This is a genomic window from Bacillus sp. FSL K6-3154, from assembly GCF_040869395.1.
In the GTDB taxonomy this organism is placed as follows: domain Bacteria; phylum Bacillota; class Bacilli; order Bacillales; family Bacillaceae; genus Bacillus; species Bacillus safensis.
Genome location: NZ_CP152033.1, coordinates 187,069 through 203,142 on the forward strand (window position 1 = coordinate 187,069; position 16,074 = coordinate 203,142).

Genomic DNA, 16,074 nt, shown 5'->3' on the forward strand with positions numbered 1-16,074 from the left:
TTTATTCTCAGTTTGTCTTTACGTTCTATGTTATATGATGCACACTTCAAAAAACAAGCATTACGTGAGATACAGCCGATTCTCGTCTTTTGACCATGTAAAAAGAAATAATAGCGAGCTATTATTCCTTTCAGCGTGTAGACAAACCCTCGCATTCGGTGTCAGTCCTGCGCGCTGGTGCTCACGAATGCCAAATTCGCTCCGCAAAAGTAGCTGAACTTCCTAGACTTCAAAGGTTTTCTATCACGCTGAAAAGAAGACAAAGGGCTAAAATAAAGATCATTTTAACCCTTTGTCAACAATCTGAAAAGGAATAATAGCTAGCTATTATTCCTTTTGTTTCAATGATTTCATGTGTCAGCCGGCTCAGGACTGTTTTTCTTTTCTTTCAATACGGAATGGGCTTCCTTGACGACCTTCTCAAGTTCTGAAGCAGGAAGTGCCGCATTTTCTTCTTGATCAGGATGAAGCACTAAATGAAGCAGAAATTCAATATTTCCATCTCCACCAGTGATAGGCGAAAATGATACATCCTTTACATCATAGCCTTCTTTTGCAGCAAATTGATTCATCTCTTCTAGTACGCCAAGGTGGACAGACGGCTCACGTACGATGCCTTTTTTCCCAACAAGCTCTCTGCCTGCTTCAAATTGAGGCTTGACGAGCGCAATACAGTCACCACCCGGAACAAGAATATGCTTTAAAGCCGGCAGAATGAGTTTGAGTGAGATAAAAGATACATCAATCGATGCCACTTCTGGCAATCCTTCAGTAAAATCAGCTGGAACGGAATGACGGAAATTGGTGCGCTCCATGACGATGACCCTGTCATCCTGCCTTAATTTCCACGCAAGCTGATTGTAGCCAACGTCTACAGCATATGATTTGACTGCTCCATTTTGAAGAGCACAATCTGTAAATCCGCCTGTTGATGAGCCAATATCAATCAGCAATTTCCCTTCAACTGTCAGATCAAATTCTTTAAGCGCTTTTTCAAGCTTTAACCCGCCGCGGCTTACGTATTTGAGAGGGTTCCCCTTCACTGTAAGCGGGGTATCACGAGCAATTTTCTCGCCTGGTTTATCCAAACGGGTTTCATTTGAGTAAACGATCCCTGCCATGATGGCACGCTTTGCTTTCTCTCTTGTTTCCATTAGTCCTTGTTCGACTAATAAAACGTCAAGTCGTTCTTTCTTTGATGTCATGATCCAATTCCTTTTCTTGGTGCTGCTGGAAGCAGGTCACGTAAAGTCTCAGCAACCTGTGCTTTCGTCAGTCCAATTTCTTCAAGCAGGGCATCAACACTTCCATGCTCAATAAATTGATCTGGGATACCCATACGTTCTACTTTGATATGTGATGCTTTCTTGTCGTGTAAATATTCTAATACGCTGCTGCCAAACCCGCCTTGAAGCACAGCTTCTTCAATCGTTAAAATCGGAATCCCTTCAGAAAGAATGTCATGTAGCATCGCTTCATCAAGCGGCTTAATAAACCGAGCGTTGACGACACGAATTGATTTCCCTTCTTTTTGAAGTTCCTCAGCTGCTTGCAGCGCCATTTTAATCGTCGTTCCGAATGTTAAGATGACGGCATCCTTCCCTGGACGAAGAACCTCCCAGGACCCAATCGGAATGGTTTTCAGCTGTTCATCCATTTTCACGCCAAGACCATTTCCGCGCGGGAAACGCATGGCAATAGGACCGTCATCATACTGAATGGCTGTATTGACCATGTGCTGGCCTTCATTTTCATCCTTCGGCATCATGAGCACCATATTCGGCATATGACGCATGAAGGCAATATCAAACACACCTTGATGCGTTTCTCCATCTGCACCGACAAGACCCGCACGGTCAATTCCGATAAATACATTGAGGTTTTGGCGGCAAATATCATGCAGCACTTGATCATAAGCTCTTTGCAGGAATGTTGAATAGATCGCTAAAAATGGCTTCATATCCTGCGTCGCAAGCCCAGCTGCCATTGTGGCTGCATGCTGCTCAGCAATTCCTACATCAAACATTCGCTCTGGAAATTCCTTTGCAAAGCCTTCAAGTTTTGAGCCAACAGGCATCGCAGGCGTGATGGCCACAATTCGCTCATCTTTCCGCGCAAGCTTTCTGACTGTTTCACTGACAAGACCACTCCATGACGGTGCAGCAGCTGCTGGTTTTACAAAATCACCTGTATCAATTTTGTATGGACCTGTGCCGTGCCAAGTCCCGATTTTATCGGATTCTGCCGGCTGATAGCCTTTTCCTTTTTTCGTGATGACATGCAGCAGGACAGGACCTTTTGTTTTCTTTGCATATTCAAGGTTTTCAAAAAGATCTTCATAAGAATGTCCATCAACAGGACCTAAGTAAGTGAATCCCATTTCCTCAAAGAACATGCCAGACACTAGTAAATACTTGAGGCTGTCTTTAATACGCTCTGCTGTGGCAGCAAGCTTTCCGCCTACAGCTGGGATCCGCTTAAATAAATACTCGAGCTCGTCCTTTACCCATTGGTACTTGCCTGCTGTGCGCAGTCTGCCAAGCATGGTGTGAATTGCACCGACGTTTGGTGCAATACTCATTTCATTATCGTTTAAGATAACGATCATGTCTTTCTTTTCATCACCGATATGATTCAGAGCTTCAAGCGCCATACCTCCGGTTAATGCACCATCTCCGATAATCGGCAGGATATATTCATCTGTCCCTTTAATATCCCGCGCCGCCGCCATACCCATCGCGCCAGATAATGACGTTGAGCTGTGGCCTGTTTCCCAAACATCATGCTCACTTTCATTTCGTTTAGGAAAACCGCAAAGTCCTTTATATTGACGAAGTGTATCAAACTCCGCCCCTCTTCCAGTTAACAGCTTGTGAACATAAGACTGATGTCCAACATCCCAAAGGAATTTATCTTTCGGGCTGTCAAATACTTTATGAAGGGCAACCGTGAGTTCAACGACACCCAGGTTTGGACCGATATGCCCGCCAGAGTTAGCCAAGGACTCAATTAAAAACATGCGAATGTCAGCACTAAGCTCCTCTAATTCTGCATTTGACATTCCTTTTAGAAACGTTGGATTTTTTATTGATAAAAGATCCAATCAGGATCAACTCGCTTTCAACAAAATTTCTATCTACATATATAATGCCTTATTCCTATGAAAACCAAGCGGGAATAAGAGTTGTCTTATCATGATAAACTGTTTACAGTTTACCACAATTGCTCGAAGACCCTCAAATCTAGGCTGTTTTTAATGATCTCTTGAGGCGATCAGATCACATAACTCATGCAGCAATTGCTGCTCTAATTCAAGATTTGAGACAATTTCTTTTGCACGTGTGATGTGCTCGTGCAGCTTTTCTTTTGCTCCTGAAAGCGTTAATAAAGAAGGATATGTCGACTTTTCATTCGCTGTATCAGAGCCGACTCGTTTTCCTATTTTTTCTTCGCTTCCTTCGAGGTCTAAAATGTCATCACGGATTTGAAAAGCAATGCCAATATGATAGCTGAATTCTCTTAGTTTTTCGATATCCTCATCTGATGCTCCTGCCAGCATTGCACCTGCTGTGACGCTGAATGTGAGAAGCTTTCCTGTTTTCCGGGCATGAATGGATTCTAGTTCAGCAAGCGGGACTTGTTTTTGCTCTGCTTCCATGTCATCAAATTGACCGCCAACCATTCCTAGTGCACCTGCTGACCGCACAAGCTCATCTACGATTCTAAGCTTTTGGTCAGAAGAGACGCTGCTAGATAGCTGCGATGTAATGAGACGAAAGCTTTCCGTTAAAAGTGCATCACCAGCGAGAACCGCTGTTGCTTCCCCATATACTTTATGGTTGGTCGGCTTTCCTCTGCGAAGGTCATCATCGTCCATGCAAGGAAGGTCGTCATGTATCAATGAATACGTATGAATCATTTCTACAGCACAGCCAACCGGTATGCCATCTTCTTCGTTTTTTCCGTAAGCATGTAATAAAGCAAGAACGAGAACAGGGCGAAGTCTTTTCCCTCCAGCTTCAAGAGAGTAAAGCATCGAAGATTTTAGTTCTTCTGGAATCTTCAATTCCTGAACATATGTAAATAAATACTCTTCAATGGCCTGTTTTCGTGTTGTTAAAAAATCCTGCAAATTACTTGTCACCAGCATCTGCCTCCTTCACCGAGAAAGGAGCCAGTTCACCGTCCTCTTTTAAAATGAAATCCATCTGCTTTTCAACGTGCTGTAATTTTTCATGGCAAAGCTTTGAAAGTGTCATGCCTTCTTGGAAATAATGAATGGCTTGCTCAAGTGGTACATCTCCTTCTTCGAGCTTCCCAACGATCTCCTCAAGACCTTTCATCGCTTCTTCAAATGTCATTTGTTCTTCTTTTTGTTTATTTGATTCTGTCATGATGATTGCCCCTCCTTCTCAATAACCTCACAAATCAGACGTCCATCCTTCATGGTGATAGCCAATTGATCCTTCGTATCGACTTGGTTCACACTTTTAATCAGTTCATTGTCTTTATAGGCTAAACTGTAGCCTCTTTCCATCACTTGAAGTGGATTTAATGCATTTAGTTTACCAAGAACAGATTGGAACTGCGAATGAATTGTTTTCATTTGCACATTCATGCTGCGGATGAGCTGTTCTGTTTCATTGGCATGGCGTTTTTTCGCCTGAAGCAGCTGCTCTTTTGGATGAAGCGGCTTCAGCCTGTATGTCTGGCGGTCTAGTTGACTGCGCTTTTGTTCAATTTGTCTCGTCAGCTGTTTTTGAAAACGGTCAAATACCAAATCGAATTGCTGCTCTTTTTGCTCCTGCAATCGTTTTGGAAAACGGAAGGCATAAGAGGATTGCAGCGCCACAAGACGGTCTTTCGCTTGTGATGTTCGATTCTTCACGGCCCTTGTAAGCCGAATGTCGATGGATTTGATTCGTTCTATTAAATCGGCTGTGCTTGGAACAGCGAGCTCGGCTGCTCCTGTTGGTGTGGGTGCTCTCATGTCTGCAGTGAAATCACTGATCGTAAAGTCCGTTTCATGCCCCACTGCAGAAATGATTGGAATGTCTGATGCGAAGATTGCTCTTGCGACAGCTTCTTCATTAAAGGCCCAAAGTTCTTCGATCGAACCGCCTCCTCTTCCGACAATCAAGACATCACAGATCTGTTTTTCATTTGCTTCTTTGATCCGCTCTACGATTGAACGGATGGCATTTTCACCTTGGACAAGCGCCGGAAGCACAATGATTTTCGCCTGCTGATAACGCCGGTTAATCGTTGTGATGACATCTCGAACAGCCGCTCCTGTTGGGGATGTAATGACACCAACAACCTCTGGATATTCAGGAATTGGTTTTTTATAGCGCGCATCAAATAAGCCTTCACTTGCCAGCTTTTTCTTCAGCTCTTCATAAGCTAGATGAAGAGCACCAACACCATCAGGCTGCATTTCTTTTGCATATAATTGATAGTTGCCGCTTGGTTCATATACTTGAATCCCGCCGCGTACAAACACTTTCATTCCGCTTTTTGGTGAAAAAGGCAGCTTTGCTGCGGAACGCTGGAACATGACGGCTTGCATGCGTGCGTTTTCGTCTTTTAAGGTGAAGTACACATGACCTCTTGAATGAATCTTTACATTGGATAACTCACCTTTGATCCAAATATCTTCTAAATGCGGATCAACATCAAATTTTCTTTTTATGTATTTTGTAAGGGCTGTGACCGTCACAAAGGCTTTTTCACTCATGACGTATTCCTCCTCTTCAAAAACGCACATTCATCCACCGGCAGCATGCAGGTGGATGAATGGATAAAGCTTATGCTAATGTACGTTTTGCTGATTTAACCGTATTATGTGCAAGCATCGTAATCGTCATTGGACCGACTCCGCCAGGGACTGGTGTGATGTAAGAAGCTTTTTCTTTCGCTTCTTCAAAATCAACATCCCCAACAAGCTTCCCAGTATCCAATCGATTGACTCCTACATCGATGACAATTGCGCCTTCTTTGATTTGGTCAGCTTTTATAAAGTTTGCTCGACCGACGGCAACAACTAAAATGTCCGCTTTTAACGTATGTTCTGAAATATTCGCCGTTCTTGAATGGCAGTAAGTAACCGTTGCATTTTCGTTTAACAGCAATTGTCCCACTGGTTTGCCGACAATATTGCTGCGCCCTACAACAACCACTTCTTTTCCAGAAAGACTGACACCCGTTTTGTTCAGTAATTCAACAATGCCTGCGGGTGTACAAGGAAGGAATGTATCTTCCCCAAGCAGCATTTTCCCGATATTTAATGGATGGAAACCATCTACATCTTTCTCAGGTGAAATACGTTCAATGACGGCTTTTTCAGAAATATGTTTTGGCAGTGGAAGTTGAACAAGAATCCCGTGGAATTGATCGTTCGCATTGTACTGATCAATCAGCTGAAGCAATTCTTCTTCTGTTAAAGAAGCATCTAAATGATCAAGCTGAAAGTGCATGCCCATTGCTTCTGCTGCTTTTTTCTTCCCGCGTACGTAAGAAAGTGAAGCCGGATCATCACCGATTAGAATAACGGCAAGACCAGGTGTGACTCCTTTTTGTTTTAGCTCTTCTACTTCTTTTGCTAATTGTTCACGTTTTTCTTTTGCTGTTTCTTTCCCATCGATGATTGTTGCTGTCATGTCGAATCCTCCTATTGCTGCTTTAGGTCGTTTTTAATGTTCGAAAGTACACCATTTACAAATTTCGGTGCTTTATCATCGCCGAATAATTTGGCGAGTTCAATTGCTTCATTCATTGAGACACTAACTGGGATGTCTTCTTGATACACCATCTCGTACACAGACAGCCTTAAAATGGCTCTGTCTACGTTTGCAATACGATCGAGTTTCCAATTCACTAGATGCTGCGAGATCATGTCATCAAGCTTGTCCTTTTGTTCAAGCACACCGAAAACCAGTTCCTCGAAAAAAGGATCTGATTCTTGTTCATCCAGCGCATGTGTAATGGCCTCTTTCGGATCAATATTGCTCACATCAATTTGAAATAATGTTTGTAGCGCCTTTTCTCTTGCAGTTCTTCTTTTCATTATTTACTCCTTTAACCACTTTATCCGCTTGTCGTTAAGCCATACAGAGATCATAACATATTTTGACCGTGGTCGCACCAAGATCCATGCGAGCTGTGACGAAAAACGAATCAATCCACGCGTCACGTTATCAATATTCGGAAATTACTCAAAAATGGGCTTTAAAAAACCAAAGAGGCAATGCCTCCTTGGTTTCACTTGAACCCTATTTTACATTTCTTGATCTACTTCAGCCTCAGGTGCTTTTGTTTCAAATTGAATGCCAACGACATGAATGTTAATTTCATTAATCGTTAAGGCAGTCATGTTCAAAAGGGTTTGACGGATATTTTCTTGTACAGCAGTGGATACCTTTGGAATGGATAGGCCAAATTCAACCACACAATATACATCGATTGTGATGCCTTCATCAGAGACATCTACTTTTACACCTTTACGGTGATTTTTCTTACCAAAGCGTTCTGCTACATCAGCAGCGAAATTGCCGCGCATTTCGGCAATGCCTTCGACTTCTGAAGCGGCGATCCCAGCAATGACTTCAATCACTTCTGGTGCAATTTGCACTTTTCCCAATTGATCCTCATCAAGGTTCATTTCAAGCAAATTGTTTTCTGACACGATCATTCACCTCCGAAAGCTGTGATTATTTCATGATTTGGTATGTTTCTAAAAACTTCGTATTAAAGTTACCGCTCACAAATGTTTCATGCTCGAGCAATCTAAGGTGGAATGGAATCGTTGTGTAGACTCCTTCAATGACGAATTCTTGAAGCGCACGTTTCATTTTCGCAATCGCTTCTTCTCTTGTCTTACCATATGTGATCACTTTTGCAATCATGCTGTCATAATATGGCGGAATCACATAGCCCGGATAAGCGGCAGAATCAACACGTACACCTAAACCGCCTGGCGGAAGATACATTTTAATTTCACCGGCTGAAGGCATGAAGTTTTTCTCTGGGTTCTCTGCATTGATGCGGCATTCGATCGCCCAGCCTTCATATACAACATCCTCTTGTGTAAGAGAAAGCTTCTCACCTGATGCAACCTTGATCTGTTCTTTGATCAAGTCTACACCTGTGACCATTTCTGTCACAGGATGCTCTACTTGAATACGAGTATTCATTTCCATGAAGTAGAACTTCTCTTCATTATAATCATAAATGAATTCGACTGTTCCAGCACCTGTGTATTCAACAGCTTCTGCTGCTTTTACAGCTGCTTCACCCATTTGCTCACGGATGTCTGCATTTAGTGCTGGTGATGGCGTTTCTTCAAGAAGCTTTTGCATTCTTCTTTGGATCGAGCAATCACGCTCTCCTAAATGAATCGTATTGCCATGCTGATCTGCAAGCACTTGGATTTCCACATGTCTAAAGTCTTCAATGAACTTTTCTAAATAGACACCAGGGTTCCCAAAGTTTTGCGCCGCTTCCTGCTGCGTGATGGTGACTCCGTTAATAAGCTCTTCTTCTGTACGAGCCACACGGATCCCTTTACCGCCTCCGCCTGCAGTTGCTTTAATAATCACAGGATACCCAATACTAGCTGCTGTTGAAACAGCATCATCAAGATCTTTTACAATTCCTTGAGAACCAGGGACGATCGGAACGCCTGCATTCTTCATTGTTTCTCGCGCGACATCTTTCGTTCCCATTTTGGAAATCGCTGACGCAGTTGGTCCAACAAAGATTACATTACATTCCTCGCAAAGCTCTGCAAAGTCTGCATTTTCTGCTAAAAAGCCGTATCCTGGATGGATGGCATCTGTCCCTGTTAATTTTGCTACGCTGACAATATTCGTGACATTTAAATAACTATCTTTAGAAGCAGTCGGTCCGATGCAATATGCTTCATCAGCCATTTGTACATGCAGCGCATCGCGATCCGCTTCAGAAAATACCGCAACAGTTTCAATTCCAAGCTCTTTACAAGCGCGGATAATTCTAACTGCGATTTCTCCTCTGTTTGCAATTAATAGCTTTTTAATCATGATCGTACTCCTTACTCTGCTTTCACTAGAAAGAGGGGTTGTCCGAATTCTACAAGCTGACCGTTTTCAGCTAATACTTCGACGATTTCACCTTTTACTTCTGCTTCGATTTCATTAAACAGTTTCATCGCTTCCACGATACATACAACAGTGTTTTCCTTCACCTTGGAACCTGTTGTCACGTATGGATCTGCTTCTGGTGAAGAGGAAGCATAAAATGTGCCAACCATTGGGGATGTGATTTTATGCAGATTTTCAGACGCAGCTGCCTCTTGTGCAGGGGCTTCGGTCTGAGCTGGAGCTTGTGCTTTAGGAGCTTGTTGAGCTGGAGCTGCTTGGACAGGAGCCACTGGTGCTTGTGCCGCAACTTGCTGAACGACTTCTTTGTTTTTCTTCAGTTTGATTTTTGCACCTTCGTTTTCGTACGTAAACTCATCGATAGTAGAGTCGTCAATTAATTTAATCAGTTCATGAATTTCTTCGATTTTTAACATGGATTTGCACCCCTATGTATGGATTTATCTTTTTATTATAGGCTAGTACTAAAAGTACATACTATAACCATCTTACAGGAGGATTTCGATGAATTCAACTACTATTGTGGTGAAGCGCCTCGCGTAAGCACCTTGGAGAGGGCGTCAAGCCGCATCAAAAAACGCCCTTTTCCGCAAAGGGCGCCAGTTCATTTTTATTGATTAGTGGGCTCAAAAGTGACAGCTACGTTATCAAGACCTCTCATTTCTTTTGTGACCATATCAATAATATCGGCCGCTTGAGATTTTGATTTTTTATCAGAACGAACCGTGATGCTCACTTTATCCCCTTCAGCACTTACGAGCGCATCTTTATAGCCTTTTGTTTTGATCAATGTCTCAAGCTGACGCTCAGTTCCTTCTGCTTCACTGAGCGCTGTCATTTGATCGTATGCTTCACTTTTTTCTTGTGCTGTTGCATCGTCACTGGAGACAATTTCGTTGTATTCTTCGCGCTGCTTGCTTCGTTTATCTTCAAGCTCTAGTCTGTATGTTGTAAAAAGCTCATCGTCTGTTTGCTCTGACACAGCCTTTCCTTCTTCACCGCTTGTTTCGATATCCTCTTGTTTGCCGTTTGTTTCTTTGTCAGTGGATTTCTTATCAGCGCCTTTTTCCATGCCTTTGTCCGTCCCTTTTTCTGTTTCAACCTTTTTCTCTTCAGTGCCTTTTGATTTCGTATCTTCTACTGTCACTGCATTTTCACCTTGTGGAGACATGATATAGTACACACTTAATACGACAACTAAACTTAGCATCGTTAATAGCCAAACCGTTTGTTTTTTTAACATCATTCCGAATCCTCCTTGATTTTTTTAGGGGCAACAGCCACTCTATGGCTCGGTACATCAAGCACTCGTGTAACCGCTTCAATGATGGTTTTCTTTATTTGAACGTTGTCTACTCCTTGAGCAACAACGAGGACACCTCGGATTTCTGGTTTTTTCGTTTGAACAACGACTGGTGTTTCTTCATTGCCATTTTTGATGATGACGACTTCTTCTTCTTTTGTTTGATCGGTGACACTTCGTACGCCGCCTTCTTTATCTGTTTCCTCGGTCGTTGTACTTTTATTGGATTTGTTTTTTTCAAACACTTTTAAAGACGTTGCATCTACATTGACCACAATGGATACATCCTCAACGCCGATGATGGTCTCTAAAATTTCTTTCAGCTGATTTTCGTATTCTTGCTCCACGTCCTCAATTGAATTTTTTGGTTTACCTGAGGATGCCGGTTTGAATACCTCCTGCTCTTCTGAGGATGTTTTTTTAGAAGCAGGAACAGCAGCTTGTTGTTTGCTTGATGGCGGTGACAAGATCTGACTGACTAACATGAAAGATACGCCGATAATGAATACAAGCAGCAAGTAATGGTGCTTCGTTAATTTGGGTTTCCCTTCACCTTTTTCAGGCGGCTGGAAGAATGATTTCAGCTTTTGTTTCCAGTCCTTGTTATTCATGATCTGCTGCGTCACCTCCCTCAATGTTCAGCGCGATGTGCTCAGGACTCGTATTCCAAACATCAGCAAGTGTCTCTTTCACCCTCGTGATCTCTTTGCTAGAAGATCCAGCGCTTTCCTCCTTTTGCTTGGAGAGATCAATGTCCACCTTTGCCACCGTTTCTACAGCATCACCTGTGAGCGGGGAAAGAACTGCTTTGATGCGAAATTGATCCGCCTCCATATTCTGATCCAGATGCTCCTCATCAGCCAGCACTTCTACGTGTTTCATTACATAGCTCTCCTTCTCCAGTGGCTCCTTTGCGCTTTTTTCTAGTTGGACAGCCATTTGCTTTAAAATATATGCACGCTGAGAGGCTTGTATTTCTTTTTTTTCTAAATTCATCTGATTTTTTATTTCTTCTGACTGCGCTTCTTCCTTCCCTTTCATCAATTCTGAAAAAATTTGATCAGGATCAGCTCGAAATAAAGCAAAAATCGGATTGAGCATGACCACGATGAGCAGCAGGCTGACGACCATTTTTGCATACTTTTGCATGCTCGAATTGGGAAGCAGAAGATCAATAACAATCGCAAATAAGATAAAAAGAATAATACTTGTGATCCATTCCGTGAGAAAACTCAAAAGGTGTCCCCTCCTTACTTCATCATCATGGTCAGGTTACCCGCAGTGATGATGACGGTAATGCTTAAAAAGAACATGAGCGACACAACAGCAAGTGCGGCAAATATATACAGCACACTTTTTGAAATGACATCAAGACAGCTGATGATAGGTCCGCCCCCTAACGGTTGAAGGATGGCAGCAGCAAGCTTATAGATAAGGGCTAACGAAAGCACTTTAATCGCCGGGAAAGCGGCAATTGAAATCAAAATGGCGACCCCAACTAGTCCGACTGTATTTTTGAGTAAAACAGAGGCGCTGATCACGGTATCGGTCGCATCTGTAAACATTCTGCCTAGGACAGGGATGAAGTTTCCGGTAATGAATTTGGCTGTACGAAGAGCGATTCCATCCGTAACGGCCGCAGATGCACCCTGAACGGAAATGACGCCGAGAAAAACGGTTAAAAAAACGGCAAGCCCGCCAATTGCCACATTTCTTAACAGCTGGGCAAGCTGGGTGACCTTGTATTGTTCGGTCAGCGTACTGATAATGCTCAATATTGCAGATAAAAAGATGAGCGGGAGAACGACATACTGAATGAAAACACCGCTCGTGTTCATTAAAAATAAAATAACGGGATGAAAGAATCCGGCTGAGACAAGCCCGCCTGATGAAGCAATAAGCGCTAGTAAAAGAGGAATAAGAGCAAGAATAAAACTGGTCATCGTTTGAATGGCTTCTGTGGCATAAGAAATCGCCACATGAAAGCTGTTAAGTGCAATAATAATCAGCACCATATAAACAAGAGCATATGCGACTTTGCTGACGGTGCTTTGTTCAAAGGCATTTTGTAAAAGCTGCAAAAGCGAACAAAAGATGGTGAGTAAAATCAGAGTACCTAGGAGCTTTCCGTTTGCAATAACCTCGTGAAATAAGTAATGTACAAAGGCTTTCAGCCATGTTTGGGGAGACAGCTCTTTATCGCCGTCAATCATTTCCTTCACTGTGCCCTTTTGGCTTTCTGGCAAAAAGCCGCCATACTCGTCCAAAATGGTTTCCCAAAAGTCACTGATGGAATGAAGCTCAAGTGCATCAGCCTGTCCATTCGCCACTTCCTGTGCTGCTGGCTGTTCATTAGATAAAGGTTCTTTTTCTTCTGCCCCTGCATGCGGAGCAATCAGCCAAAAGAAAAGCATCAATCCCATTACAGCGGTCACCTGTTTCATTGTCATCACCTCTTTTCATTTACGTCATGGACGGGATCATTCCTAAGATCGTCTCAATGATGACTGTTAAAATTGGGACTGCCATCACCAAGATGAGAATCTTGCCGCCTAGCTCTATTTTGGATGCAATGGCGCCTTGTCCAGCATCCTTCGTCAGCTGAGCGCCAAATTCCGCAATATAGGCAATGCCAATGATCTTCAATATGGTTTCAACATACTTCATATTGACGCCGGCACTTGCTGCAATTTTTTCAATCATCGAGATAATGGCATAGATTTGATCAATTAAATAAAGAAAAATGACACATCCGGTAAACACAACAAGCATAAAGGCGAAGGTTGGCTTTTGTTCTTTGACGATTAATGCTAAAAAAGTAGCGATTAAACCAAGTCCAACAATTTGTATGATTTCGATTTGTAAGCCCTCCCCTATCCTTGAAATAGAAATACGGCTTTAATCTTTTTAAACAAATCGTCTACAATGGTTGCCACCATAAACAAAATGTAGATAAACCCAAGCAGCGTCACCCACTGAGCGTACTCTTTCTTCCCCATTTGGTCTAAAATCGTATGGAGAAAGGCCACGACGATGCCTACTCCGGCAATTTGAAAAATGACGTTTACATCAACGCCCATGCTCTCGACTCCCTTCCTCTCACATCAATAAAAGAATCAGTAGTAATCCGCTTAAAAATCCGAGGCTTCTGACCATTTTTTCATTTTTCGCTTGGGCGATTTCAGCTTCTTTCTCCTCTGATTCCAAATGACCTAAAGCAAGCTTGATATACTTTTGCTGAGAAGTGACATCATGCTGGCCAAGTGTTTCTCCAAAGTGTTTCAGCGCCTCATATTCGCCTTTTTTCAATACGGTTTTTTTCCAAACATCCTCAAGACTTTCGTTCCACGCATGACGTGCAGAAAAGGTCCCCACTTTCAGCTTTTCTGCAAATTGTTCAAACAGCTGATTCACAGGTGGACCTACCTGCGCTGCAATTTGCTCTGCCGCCCGTGCTAAAGGGGTTTGACCATACATAATTTCAGCTTCAAGAGACTGGAGAGCAAACCGCAGCTGCCGAATTTGTTTAGGTCTGTCGCTATATCGTTTGGCAAACTCGAATCCTCCCCATGTCGTGGCCGCGACAATGAAAATAGCGCCAATGAGCTTTAACATACGTCCACTCCCCGCCTCCATTTCATCTCTTGGCCGTCCCCGCCGTACATCCGCCCGATCGTGCCAGGCCCATTGTTTCGATTTAATTCAACATATCGTTCAAACACACGAAGCTCCCATAACGGTTTAAATGAAGGTCGTTTATATACATCTTCAAGTGAATAGCCATGAGCTGAGACGATGATGCTGACTCCGGCATGAATCGCTTCTAAAAGTGCCTCTACATCCTCACTTTTTCCGATTTCATCGACAATCATGACCTCTGGGCTCATAGACCGAATCATCATCATCAACCCTTCAGCCTTTGGACACGCATCGAGTACATCAATCCGGTGGCCAAAATGGTGCTGCGGCACCCCTCTGATACATCCAGCGATTTCAGAACGCTCATCAATAATGCCTGTTTTTCTAGGAGGGATTGTCTTTGTGCCGGTACTAGCAAGACGTGCTATATCCCGGAGCAGTGTGGTTTTCCCGGTTTGCGGGGGACCGATGATGAGTGTATTGTGCCAGTGCTCTTCATATAAATAAGGAAGAAAAGGAAGCGCAATTCCGATTTTTTCTTTGGCAATGCGGATATTAAATGAAGAGATATCTCTTAACCCTTTGACGAATCCGTTTTCAACGATCACCTTTCCTGCAAGTCCCACCCGGTGTCCGCCAGATATGGTGATGTAGCCCTGTTTTAGCTCTTCCTCAAGTGTGTACATGCTGTAATTGCTCAGCCTGCCTAATAGCTGAGACGCATCTTCCCAGGTGGTGTGATAAGAAAGGAAACGTGGTTTTCCTCCCTGCATCAATTCAATAGGACGATCCGTGCGAATGCGGATTTCTTCTATTTGCGCCCATTCTGCCTCTTTCAGCAGCCTGAGTTCTTGTCCAATCGAGTGCGGGAGAATATCCAACAAACTCCGCAACGAATTCCCCTCCTTTTTTTCTTCTCTAAAATGTATGATGTGAGCCGTTAATTATGCCAAGCCGTTTCACTTATAAATCCCAACAAGAATAAACACGACACCAATGAAAATGAACACGAGCTTTGCATAGGATAGCTGCCCGGCAATTTGATAGATTCCAATCGTCATCGTGATAATAAAAATGAGCGGCCCGATGATTGCCAATATACTATTGATGACTACCGCTTTCCGTACATCATTTGTGATTAAAATAAGGATGGCTGCCGTCAGTTCAATGGCGGCGGATAAGAATCTCATGCCTGCCATTGCAGCGACTGACGGGTGTAGACCTGGGAGAAATTGTTTCATATAGAACCTCCAGCTTTTTTTACACTATATGCTTGACCAGCTGGAAGTAGTCTTGTTTTTCAGGAAGGAAGAGAGATGAATGAGAGAATTGAGAGAAGGGATGCCTTGAGGAGTCATTTTTCCAATAAAAAAAAGACTGTAAACACGAGGTTTACAGTCTTTTTTCGTTCATTACGCTCTTGAAACGTATGAGCCGTCTGATGTATTAATCACTAGTTTATCTCCCTGGTTCACAAAGAAAGGAACGTTGACGATTAAACCAGTTTCAGTTTTTGCAGGTTTTGAGCCGCCTGATGTTGTGTCACCTTTAATACCAGGCTCTGTTTCTACTACTTCTAGTTCTACTGTGTTTGGAAGTTCTACTCCAAGTGTTTCATCACCGTACATCACGATTTGAACAGACATATTTTCAAGCAAATATTTCAGCTCATCTTTAATTTGTGCTTCACTTAGTTCAAGCTGTTCATAAGAACTTGTATCCATGAAGACGTGCTGATCGCCATTTGCATACAAGTATTGCATTGTTTTTGTTTCGATTTGTGCTTTCGCTACTTTTTCGCCTGCGCGGAATGTTTTTTCTTGAATGGCACCTGTACGCAGGTTACGCAGTTTCGAACGAACAAACGCTGCGCCTTTCCCTGGTTTTACGTGCTGAAAATCCACTACTCGCCAAATACCGCCGTCCACTTCAATTGTCAGGCCAGTACGAAAATCGTTTACTGAAATCATTTTGTCATCCTCCTACATTTCACCA

At 43.0% G+C, this 16,074-nt stretch carries 20 protein-coding genes; all 20 read right to left on the reverse strand.

From position 1 onward, the window contains the following. Positions 1–350: 350 nt before the first annotated feature. Positions 351–1,205, reverse strand: coding sequence for a TlyA family RNA methyltransferase (locus tag MHH61_RS01055; RefSeq protein WP_025092991.1), 855 nt, complete (start codon positions 1,203–1,205; stop codon positions 351–353). Further along, positions 1,202–3,103 carry a 1-deoxy-D-xylulose-5-phosphate synthase gene (gene dxs / locus MHH61_RS01060; RefSeq protein WP_024428010.1) on the reverse strand — a complete coding sequence of 634 codons (1,902 nt, stop codon included), beginning with the start codon at positions 3,101–3,103 and terminating at the stop codon, positions 1,202–1,204. The genes MHH61_RS01055 and dxs overlap by 4 nt, the downstream gene beginning before the upstream one ends. Before the next feature lie 150 nt (positions 3,104–3,253). Next, a complete protein-coding gene (locus MHH61_RS01065; protein ID WP_125586568.1) occupies positions 3,254–4,144 on the reverse strand; it encodes a polyprenyl synthetase family protein in 891 nt (296 codons plus the stop codon). Further along, positions 4,134–4,394 (reverse strand): exodeoxyribonuclease VII small subunit, encoded by a 261-nt coding sequence (locus tag MHH61_RS01070; protein WP_003215880.1) that lies wholly within the window; start codon positions 4,392–4,394, stop codon positions 4,134–4,136. The genes MHH61_RS01065 and MHH61_RS01070 overlap by 11 nt, the downstream gene beginning before the upstream one ends. After that, entirely contained in the window at positions 4,391–5,737 is a 1,347-nt protein-coding gene (xseA, locus tag MHH61_RS01075; RefSeq protein ID WP_024428008.1) for an exodeoxyribonuclease VII large subunit, read from the reverse strand. The genes MHH61_RS01070 and xseA overlap by 4 nt, the downstream gene beginning before the upstream one ends. 70 nt (positions 5,738–5,807) lie before the next feature. Then, positions 5,808–6,659, reverse strand: coding sequence for a bifunctional methylenetetrahydrofolate dehydrogenase/methenyltetrahydrofolate cyclohydrolase FolD (folD, locus tag MHH61_RS01080; RefSeq protein ID WP_024422943.1), 852 nt, complete (start codon positions 6,657–6,659; stop codon positions 5,808–5,810). An 11-nt stretch (positions 6,660–6,670) separates the two neighbouring features. After that, a complete protein-coding gene (gene nusB / locus MHH61_RS01085; RefSeq protein WP_012010530.1) occupies positions 6,671–7,066 on the reverse strand; it encodes a transcription antitermination factor NusB in 396 nt (131 codons plus the stop codon). A 210-nt stretch (positions 7,067–7,276) separates the two neighbouring features. Further along, on the reverse strand, positions 7,277–7,684 hold the full coding sequence (locus MHH61_RS01090) for an Asp23/Gls24 family envelope stress response protein (RefSeq protein ID WP_024422944.1): 408 nt from the start codon (positions 7,682–7,684) through the stop codon (positions 7,277–7,279). 25 nt (positions 7,685–7,709) lie between these two features. Next, positions 7,710–9,059: an acetyl-CoA carboxylase biotin carboxylase subunit gene (gene accC / locus MHH61_RS01095; protein WP_024422945.1), complete on the reverse strand. Its 1,350-nt coding sequence runs from the start codon at positions 9,057–9,059 to the stop codon at positions 7,710–7,712. An 11-nt stretch (positions 9,060–9,070) separates the two neighbouring features. Next, positions 9,071–9,553, reverse strand: coding sequence for an acetyl-CoA carboxylase biotin carboxyl carrier protein (gene accB / locus MHH61_RS01100; protein WP_024428007.1), 483 nt, complete (start codon positions 9,551–9,553; stop codon positions 9,071–9,073). Between the two features lie 194 nt (positions 9,554–9,747). Next, positions 9,748–10,380: a SpoIIIAH-like family protein gene (locus tag MHH61_RS01105; RefSeq protein WP_024428006.1), complete on the reverse strand. Its 633-nt coding sequence runs from the start codon at positions 10,378–10,380 to the stop codon at positions 9,748–9,750. Then, the gene (gene spoIIIAG / locus MHH61_RS01110; RefSeq protein WP_024428005.1) at positions 10,380–11,051 is read right to left on the reverse strand and encodes a stage III sporulation protein AG; all 672 of its coding nucleotides are present in this window, start codon (positions 11,049–11,051) and stop codon (positions 10,380–10,382) included. The genes MHH61_RS01105 and spoIIIAG overlap by 1 nt, the downstream gene beginning before the upstream one ends. After that, positions 11,044–11,676 carry a stage III sporulation protein AF gene (spoIIIAF, locus tag MHH61_RS01115; RefSeq protein ID WP_024422949.1) on the reverse strand — a complete coding sequence of 211 codons (633 nt, stop codon included), beginning with the start codon at positions 11,674–11,676 and terminating at the stop codon, positions 11,044–11,046. The genes spoIIIAG and spoIIIAF overlap by 8 nt, the downstream gene beginning before the upstream one ends. Before the next feature lie 14 nt (positions 11,677–11,690). Further along, entirely contained in the window at positions 11,691–12,884 is a 1,194-nt protein-coding gene (gene spoIIIAE / locus MHH61_RS01120) for a stage III sporulation protein AE (RefSeq protein WP_061109344.1), read from the reverse strand. A 19-nt stretch (positions 12,885–12,903) separates the two neighbouring features. Further along, on the reverse strand, positions 12,904–13,317 hold the full coding sequence (gene spoIIIAD / locus MHH61_RS01125; protein ID WP_087978339.1) for a stage III sporulation protein AD: 414 nt from the start codon (positions 13,315–13,317) through the stop codon (positions 12,904–12,906). Continuing rightward, on the reverse strand, positions 13,314–13,520 hold the full coding sequence (spoIIIAC, locus tag MHH61_RS01130) for a stage III sporulation protein AC (RefSeq protein ID WP_003153142.1): 207 nt from the start codon (positions 13,518–13,520) through the stop codon (positions 13,314–13,316). The genes spoIIIAD and spoIIIAC overlap by 4 nt, the downstream gene beginning before the upstream one ends. Positions 13,521–13,539: 19 nt before the next feature. Next, complete coding sequence (spoIIIAB, locus tag MHH61_RS01135; RefSeq protein ID WP_024428003.1) at positions 13,540–14,055, reverse strand: stage III sporulation protein SpoIIIAB; 516 nt, start codon at positions 14,053–14,055, stop codon at positions 13,540–13,542. Beyond that, positions 14,049–14,972, reverse strand: a complete 924-nt coding sequence (spoIIIAA, locus tag MHH61_RS01140; protein WP_034280251.1) for a stage III sporulation protein AA — start codon at positions 14,970–14,972, stop codon at positions 14,049–14,051. The genes spoIIIAB and spoIIIAA overlap by 7 nt, the downstream gene beginning before the upstream one ends. 66 nt (positions 14,973–15,038) lie before the next feature. Continuing rightward, positions 15,039–15,320: a YqhV family protein gene (locus tag MHH61_RS01145; RefSeq protein WP_024422953.1), complete on the reverse strand. Its 282-nt coding sequence runs from the start codon at positions 15,318–15,320 to the stop codon at positions 15,039–15,041. 171 nt (positions 15,321–15,491) lie between these two features. Beyond that, complete coding sequence (efp, locus tag MHH61_RS01150; RefSeq protein WP_007501192.1) at positions 15,492–16,049, reverse strand: elongation factor P; 558 nt, start codon at positions 16,047–16,049, stop codon at positions 15,492–15,494. Positions 16,050–16,074 lie beyond the last annotated feature (25 nt).

Coding starts and splice junctions, on each gene's coding strand:
- accC (WP_024422945.1), bottom strand. CDS start 9,059: ATGATTAAAAAGCTATTAATTGCAAACAGAGGAGAAATCGCAGTTAGA.
- MHH61_RS01070 (WP_003215880.1), bottom strand. CDS start 4,394: ATGACAGAATCAAATAAACAAAAAGAAGAACAAATGACATTTGAAGAA.
- spoIIIAC (WP_003153142.1), bottom strand. CDS start 13,520: ATGGGCGTTGATGTAAACGTCATTTTTCAAATTGCCGGAGTAGGCATC.
- spoIIIAE (WP_061109344.1), bottom strand. CDS start 12,884: ATGAAACAGGTGACCGCTGTAATGGGATTGATGCTTTTCTTTTGGCTG.
- accB (WP_024428007.1), bottom strand. CDS start 9,553: ATGTTAAAAATCGAAGAAATTCATGAACTGATTAAATTAATTGACGAC.
- MHH61_RS01055 (WP_025092991.1), bottom strand. CDS start 1,205: ATGACATCAAAGAAAGAACGACTTGACGTTTTATTAGTCGAACAAGGA.
- spoIIIAG (WP_024428005.1), bottom strand. CDS start 11,051: ATGAATAACAAGGACTGGAAACAAAAGCTGAAATCATTCTTCCAGCCG.
- folD (WP_024422943.1), bottom strand. CDS start 6,659: ATGACAGCAACAATCATCGATGGGAAAGAAACAGCAAAAGAAAAACGT.
- MHH61_RS01105 (WP_024428006.1), bottom strand. CDS start 10,380: ATGTTAAAAAAACAAACGGTTTGGCTATTAACGATGCTAAGTTTAGTT.
- spoIIIAB (WP_024428003.1), bottom strand. CDS start 14,055: ATGTTAAAGCTCATTGGCGCTATTTTCATTGTCGCGGCCACGACATGG.
- MHH61_RS01145 (WP_024422953.1), bottom strand. CDS start 15,320: ATGAAACAATTTCTCCCAGGTCTACACCCGTCAGTCGCTGCAATGGCA.
- nusB (WP_012010530.1), bottom strand. CDS start 7,066: ATGAAAAGAAGAACTGCAAGAGAAAAGGCGCTACAAACATTATTTCAA.
- efp (WP_007501192.1), bottom strand. CDS start 16,049: ATGATTTCAGTAAACGATTTTCGTACTGGCCTGACAATTGAAGTGGAC.
- xseA (WP_024428008.1), bottom strand. CDS start 5,737: ATGAGTGAAAAAGCCTTTGTGACGGTCACAGCCCTTACAAAATACATA.